This is a genomic window from Streptomyces flavovariabilis, assembly GCF_000725785.1.
Lineage (GTDB): Bacteria > Actinomycetota > Actinomycetes > Streptomycetales > Streptomycetaceae > Streptomyces > Streptomyces hawaiiensis.
This window is the reverse complement of the sequence record NZ_JNXD01000007.1, coordinates 279529-285929: the sequence shown is the minus strand read 5'-3', so window position 1 is coordinate 285929 and position 6401 is coordinate 279529. Positions and strand designations below refer to the sequence as shown.

Sequence of the window (6401 nt, the reverse complement as noted above, 5' to 3'; positions counted from 1 at the left end):
GGTGACGAGGGAGTAGGGGTGGGCGGTGGGGAGGGAGTAGGAGTGGGCGGTGGGGAGGGAGTAGGGGTGGGCGGTGGGGAGTTGGGGCGGCCAGCAGGGAGTACGGGTGGGCGGTAGGGAGGGGGGTGAACGGTAGCGAGTCCGGGCGGGCGGTAGGGAGTACGGACGATGCACCGGAGCCCCTCCCGACCGCCGGGCCACGGATTTCCGGATTACGGTGGGCCTGCCGCGACCGTCGCGAGCGCCGTACCGGAGAGCCGATGCCAGCGAAGCCCATGCCCGAGACCCCGGAGGGGTCCGCCCCGCCGGCCGACGAGAAGGGGCCGCCGGGCGAGGGAACGACCTCTTCGGCGGCCCGGACGGCCGGCTCGGCCGCTCGGAGGGGCGCACCGGTCGCGCGGGGAGGCGCACCGGTCGCGCGGGGAGGCGCACCGGTCGCCCGGGGAGGCGCCCGGGACGCCCAGGAAGGCACCCCGGTCGCCCGGGAGGACGTACCGGTGGCCGGTCGTACAGCGGCCGCCGTCGCCGAGAGAGGGGCCCCCGCCGAGGCGGTCACTCCCCTCATCCGCGGCATCGCGGTACTGCGGGAGCTGACGGAGGCGGACGGCACACTGAGCCTGAGCGGCCTGGAACGGGCCACCGGCCTCGCCCGCTCCACGGTCGACCGCATCACGGCAACCCTCGCCCGCATGGCCTACGTCCGCTTCGACGGCCGGGACGTCCACCTGTCCCCCCGCCTGATGGAGCTGGGCAACGCCTACATGTCGGCCCTGCGCCTACCCGCTCTGCTCTCCCCGCACGCCGACGCCCTGGCCGACGAACTGGACGAGTCGGTGTCTCTCGCTGTCGCCGACCGCGACGGCATCCGCTTCATCCACCAGGCGACCCGCCGCCGCGCGATGTCCCTCAGCTTCCGCATCGGCGACCTGCTCCCCGCCGAACGCACCGCCCCCGGCCCGCTGTTCGCGACGGAGTGGACGGCCACGGACTGGCAACACTGGCGGGACCGCAGGGCGTCGGACCCGAGAGACCTCTCCTTCACGGCCGTACCGCCACGCACGTACGCAGCGGACCGGAGGGACGACGAGACGTTCGCACGCCGCACGGCAGAGGCGTCCGCGAACGGCTGGTCCGTGGACGACCAGCTGATCGAACCGGGCCTGGTGGCGATCTCGGTACCGGTCCGGACTCCAGGAGCGGACGGCCGGATCGCGAGCGTGGCGAGCGTGGTCAGCCACACCAGCCGTCACACCGCGTACCACCTGCGGACGACGCTGCTCCGGAGGCTGCGGTCCGCGGTGACGGACATGGAACGCGAACTCCGCCGCACCCCACCCCCCGTACCCGGCCCGCCCCCCTCGGACCTGGCGCTCTGGACGGGCACGTCCAAGCAGCAACTGGGCCGCGAATTCATCGAATCCCTGGCCCGGGGCCTGACGGTCCTCACCGCCTTCGGAGAGGGCAGGCCGGAACTGACCCTCACGGAGGTGGCCCAGGCAACGGGCCTGGCCCGGGCGACGGCCCGCCGAGCCCTGATCACCTACGAACACCTGGGCCTGGTAGCCCCGGCTGGCCGCACCTTCACCCTGACCCCCCGGGTCCTCTCCCTCGGCTTCCCGCCCCTGTCCCGCACCTCCCTCCCCGAGATCGCCCGGCCCCACCTGGCCGACCTGACGTCCCGCATCCACGAGTCGACGTCACTGGCGGTGCTGTCCGACTCCGGCGAGGAGATCCAGTACACGGCCCGGGTGGCCACGGCACGGGTGATGAGCGTGAACATCACGGTGGGCACGCGCCTGCCGGCCTACGCGACAGCACTGGGCCGGGTCCTGCTGGCGGACGCGCCCGCCGGCACGATCACGGACGAGCACCTCCCCGAAGGGACCCTGGCCTCGGTCCGCTCCCAGGGCTACGCCCTGGTGGACGAGGAACTGGAAGAGGGCCTCCGCTCGATCGCCGTCCCGATCCGAGACCGGTCGGGCCGGGTGGTGGCGGCCCTGAACACAGCGATGCACGCGAGCCGCCGCACCCCGGAGGAGTGCGTGACGCACCTCCTCCCCGAACTGACCGCGACAGCCGGCCGCATCCAGACGGACCTCCACACAGCAGCCCGCTTCACGAACGTCCCCCTGACCTGACCGGCTCCCCCACACGCACCCACCCGCCCGACCCGGACCGGCCCTGGCCTGCCCTCTCCGCACCCTCCCGCCTCGTATCCCTGACCTGACCCCCACACCCGTCCGACCCGCATCCGGTACGCTGACGCCTGTGGTCCTCCCGGACCACGGGCACGTCGCTGCGCGCGTCCACTGCCACTGCCTTCGTAGCTCAGGGGATAGAGCACCGCTCTCCTAAAGCGGGTGTCGCAGGTTCGAATCCTGCCGGGGGCACACGCAGAAGGGCCAGCTCAGGAGGGGTTTCCTCCCAGGCTGGCCCTTAGTGGTTGGCTCCGGAAGTCCTTCGGGGGTTGACTCCAGAGCCAGGTCCATGGATGTCGGTGCGCCAGATACCGCGGGTGGGGCCGACGTCTGAGTCGGATTCTTGCCAGAAGGCGGGCAGCAGTCGATGTTTGACTGCGCGCATGACCATCACACAGTCGGACAACGCCCGCCTCTTCCGCTCTCTGCACGCCCCAACTGAACCTCTCGCGCTCGCCAACGCCTGGGACGTTGCGAGCGCCCGCGTCATCGAGGCTGCGGGTGCCTCCGCGATCGCCACGACCAGTGCCGGCGTCGCCTGGTCACTGGGTTCGTCAGACGGCGACATCCTTACCCGGGACCAGGCGCTGGAACTGATCGGCCGAATCGTCGCTGCCGTCGCGGTTCCGGTCACCGCTGACATCGAGGGCGGGTACGGCAAGGACGCCGCCGGCGTTGCCGAGACCGTCGCCGGGGTGCTCGCGGCGGGCGCCGTCGGCGTCAACCTCGAGGACGGCACCCGACCGCCGACAGAGCTCGCAACACGACTGGCTACGGCCCGGCAGACCGCCGATCGGGCAGGCGCGGACCTGTTCCTCAACGCCCGAATCGACACCTTCGTGTCCGGGCTTGTTGCCCCGGACACCCGCCTGAAGGAAACCTTGTCCCGGGCGCACATGTACGTCGATGCGGGCGCGGACGGCATCTTCGTCCCCGGCGTCACCGACACCGCCACCATTGCGGCACTGGCCAGGGACATCGCCGTACCGCTGAACGTCATGGCCGGCCCCGGCACCCCGACCGTTACCGAGCTCGGCGCCCTCGGCGTGGCCCGCGTCAGTCTCGGATCGGGCGTGGCACAGGTCGCCTACGCTGCCGCCCGCCGCGCCGCGCAGGATCTCTTCGGCACCGGCGGCTACGACTCCCTCGCCGAAGGCATGGCCTTCCCGGAACTCGACGCGCTGTTCTCCGACCCCCGCTGATCCTGGTCGAGTCGGGCGATGCGGCCAGGGCGGCCATCCTGCCCGAGCCATCAGGCAGGGCGTGTGGTGTGCCGGTGCGCGGGTGCGGCAGGCCGCGCCCTGTCATGATTCTTTTCTTCTGATTGGCTTCTCTGGCCGTGCCTGCTGCCGCCGCCTGTCCGATATTTCTGACCGCCACCGACCGCAAGCGGCTGAAGAAGATGGCCTGGAGCCATAAGAGCGAGTACCGGCAGCGGGTACGGGCGCAGATCGTGCTGCACGCCGCGCGCGGCCGCTCCAACGCCCGCATCGCGCGGGAGACGCGTCTGCACCTCGACACGGTACGCCGCTGGCGGCACCGCTTCGCCGAGCAGGGACTTGCCGGGCTCCGGGACCGTCAACGATCCGGTCGGCCGTCTTCGTTCACGCCCGTGCAGGCCGCCGAGGTGAAGGCGCTGGCCTGCCGGCTGCCTGCCGAGAGCGGAGTGCCGCTGTCGCGCTGGTCGTGTCCGGAGCTGGCCCGCGAGGCCATCACACGGGGCATCGTCACCTTCCTATCGGCCTCCACCGTGCGCCGCTGGCTCAAGACCGACGCGCTCAAGCCGTGGCAGCACCACTCCTGGATCTTCATCACCGATCCGGACTTCCGTCCCAGGGCCCAGCGCGTCCTTGACCTGTATGCCCGCACCTTCGAGGGCATCGCGCTGGGCGACGACGAGTACGTGATCAGCGCAGACGAGAAGACCTCCGTCCAGGCCCGCTGCCGCTGCCACCCCAGCCTCGCCCCCGGCCAGGCCAGAGCAATGCGGGTCAACCACACCTACCGGCGCGGCGGAGCCCTGGCCTACCTCGCCGCCTACGATGTCCGTGAGGCGAAGGTGTTCGGCCGCTGCGAGGAAACCACCGGAATCGTGCCGTTCATGGCTCTGGTCACTCAGGTCATGAGTCAGGAGCCCTACGCCAGCGCGAAACGCGTGTTCTGGATCGTGGACAACGGCTCCTCCCACCGCGGGAAGAAGGCCGCCGACCGGCTGACCACGGCGTTCCCGAACGCGGTCATGGTCCACACTCCCGTCCACGCCTCCTGGCTGAACCAAGTGGAGATCTACTTCTCTGTCGTCCAGCGCAAAGTCGTCCAACCCAACGACTTCACCGACCTGACCCAAGTCAGGGGTCGGCTCCGGGACTTCGAGAACCGCTACAACGCCACGGCACAGCCATTCCAGTGGAAGTTCACCACCTCCGACCTGGACGATCTGCTGGCCAGGCTCGACCGGCACACCTCCGATCACCCAGAACAATCCTCCGTCGCACTGACAGCATGATCAACCCCCGAAGGATTTCCGGAGACGACCACTTAGGGTTCAGCGCACCACGCACCATGCACCACCCGCAGGAGGACCCCGTGCGGCGTCGCACGTTCATCGCCTCGGCCACCGGGACCGCAGCCGCCGCCGTTCCGTTGGTGACTCAGCGCCGCGCGGTCGGCATGTCGGATGTCGCTCGGGCCGCCGCCGGGATGAACGCCCTCGTCGAGGCCGACGACCGCCAGGGCGGACACGCGGAGCTCGAGAAGGCCGCCCTCAAGGGACGCACCGGCGTGCTGGAGCTGCAGCAACGCAACGCCGGCGAACGCGTCCGCCGTGCCCTGTACGCTCTGGCCGCCGAGTACACGACCATCGCGGCCTGGTCCTGCATCGACGCCCGCAACCTCGACCAGGCGCAGAGGTACCTGAACGAATCCTCCACCTACGCCGGCCTCTCCCAGGACGGCCCCACCGAAATGCGCGTGTGGGTCAACCTCTCGATGCTCGCCTACCAACGCCAGAACTGGCCCGAAGCCCTCGCAGCGGCCCAGGCCGCACAAGCCTCCTCGGCGGCCCGTTGAGACCCCTTCTTCGACTCGCTGGGCCGGGTCCGCGCAGCCCTCGCCTACGCAGCCCTTGGCGACGGCCGCATTGCCGTGCGGTCCCTCGGAGGGGCACAGGACACCTTCCTCAAGGCGCCGGAGCGGGAGCGCCCTCGCTGGACGGCCTTCTACGGCCAGTCCGAACTCGATCACCTCGCCGCCGTCGTCCACTACAACAGCGGAAGCCACACCCTCGCCGAAGCCATGGCCCACCGAGCCCTGGCCCGGATCCCGACCGCCTTCCGCCGCAACAGGGCACTCGCAACCGCCCAACTCGCCCTCGCCCAACTCCACCAGGGCGAACCGGAGCAGGCGACGACCACCGCCGCCGACGTCTTCACGATCATGGACGGCGGCACGCTCCCCGGCCGCATGCGCACCCTCATCGGCGACTTCCACCGGGGCCTGTTCGTCCTGGCCCCCTCCGCCTCCTACGCACGAGACTGGGCAGACCGCATGCGAACTGAATGGAGTCGAGCGTGATCGACCTGCGTCACTTCCAGCACGGAAGCCTCCCGGAGGGCTTCCGGCAGATGCTCATCGACGTACACGCCGACGCCTACGCCGACCAGATGGAAGACCCCTTCCACCAGCGCTTCGCCTGGTTCGTCGACCACTGGACCGGCATGGACGGCTTCTCCTGCGTCGTGGCGTACGACGCGGACGAGCCGGTCGGCTTCGCCTACGGCGCCCCCCTCGCCCCAGGCCGCGAATGGTGGCGTTCCACCGACTACGAGCCGAACAACGGCTACAGCTCCACCTACGCCGTCTCGGAGGTCATGGTGCGCCCTGGCTGGCGCAAGCAGGGCATCTCCGAACGACTCCACGAGGCGCTGCTGAAGGAACGCACGGAGGACCTCGCCGTGCTCCTGGTCGACGTGACCCACCCCAAGGTGCAGGCGCTATACGAAACGTGGGGATACGCCAAGACCGGGGAGCAGCAGCCGTTCGCAGACTCTCCTGTGTATGCGGTCATGGTCAGGGACCTTCGAGGCTGAGTGCCTTCATCTGCTGGGCGAGCTTGGTGCGGGGCTAACGCGCATGGGCAAATCGATCGCCCACGCCACGCCTGATCATCCCGACCAGCGGTGGCCCCTGCACTACGGAAACCGT

Annotated in this window: 4 protein-coding genes, 1 tRNA gene and 1 pseudogene; all 6 read left to right on the top strand. The window is 70.2% G+C overall.

The window, feature by feature from the left end; translation table 11 throughout:
• Nucleotides 1-260 precede the first annotated feature (260 nt).
• Nucleotides 261-2138: an IclR family transcriptional regulator domain-containing protein gene (locus IO24_RS0115850; protein WP_234335220.1), complete on the top strand. Its 1878-nt coding sequence runs from the start codon at nucleotides 261-263 to the stop codon at nucleotides 2136-2138.
• Nucleotides 2139-2317: 179 nt separating this feature from the next.
• Nucleotides 2318-2390, top strand: a tRNA-Arg gene (locus tag IO24_RS0115845).
• A gap of 191 nt (nucleotides 2391-2581) precedes the next feature.
• Nucleotides 2582-3400 carry an isocitrate lyase/PEP mutase family protein gene (locus tag IO24_RS0115840; protein ID WP_031136206.1) on the top strand — a complete coding sequence of 273 codons (819 nt, stop codon included), beginning with the start codon at nucleotides 2582-2584 and terminating at the stop codon, nucleotides 3398-3400.
• Between the two features lie 122 nt (nucleotides 3401-3522).
• Nucleotides 3523-4704, top strand: coding sequence for an IS630 family transposase (locus IO24_RS0115835; protein WP_244310216.1), 1182 nt, complete (start codon nucleotides 3523-3525; stop codon nucleotides 4702-4704).
• Nucleotides 4701-5771 (top strand): annotated as a pseudogene (locus tag IO24_RS47850) (NsdA family TPR-like regulatory protein). The gene IO24_RS0115835 and the pseudogene IO24_RS47850 overlap by 4 nt, the downstream one beginning before the upstream one ends.
• Entirely contained in the window at nucleotides 5756-6286 is a 531-nt protein-coding gene (locus IO24_RS0115825) for a GNAT family N-acetyltransferase (RefSeq protein WP_031136202.1), read from the top strand. The pseudogene IO24_RS47850 and the gene IO24_RS0115825 overlap by 16 nt, the downstream one beginning before the upstream one ends.
• Nucleotides 6287-6401 lie beyond the last annotated feature (115 nt).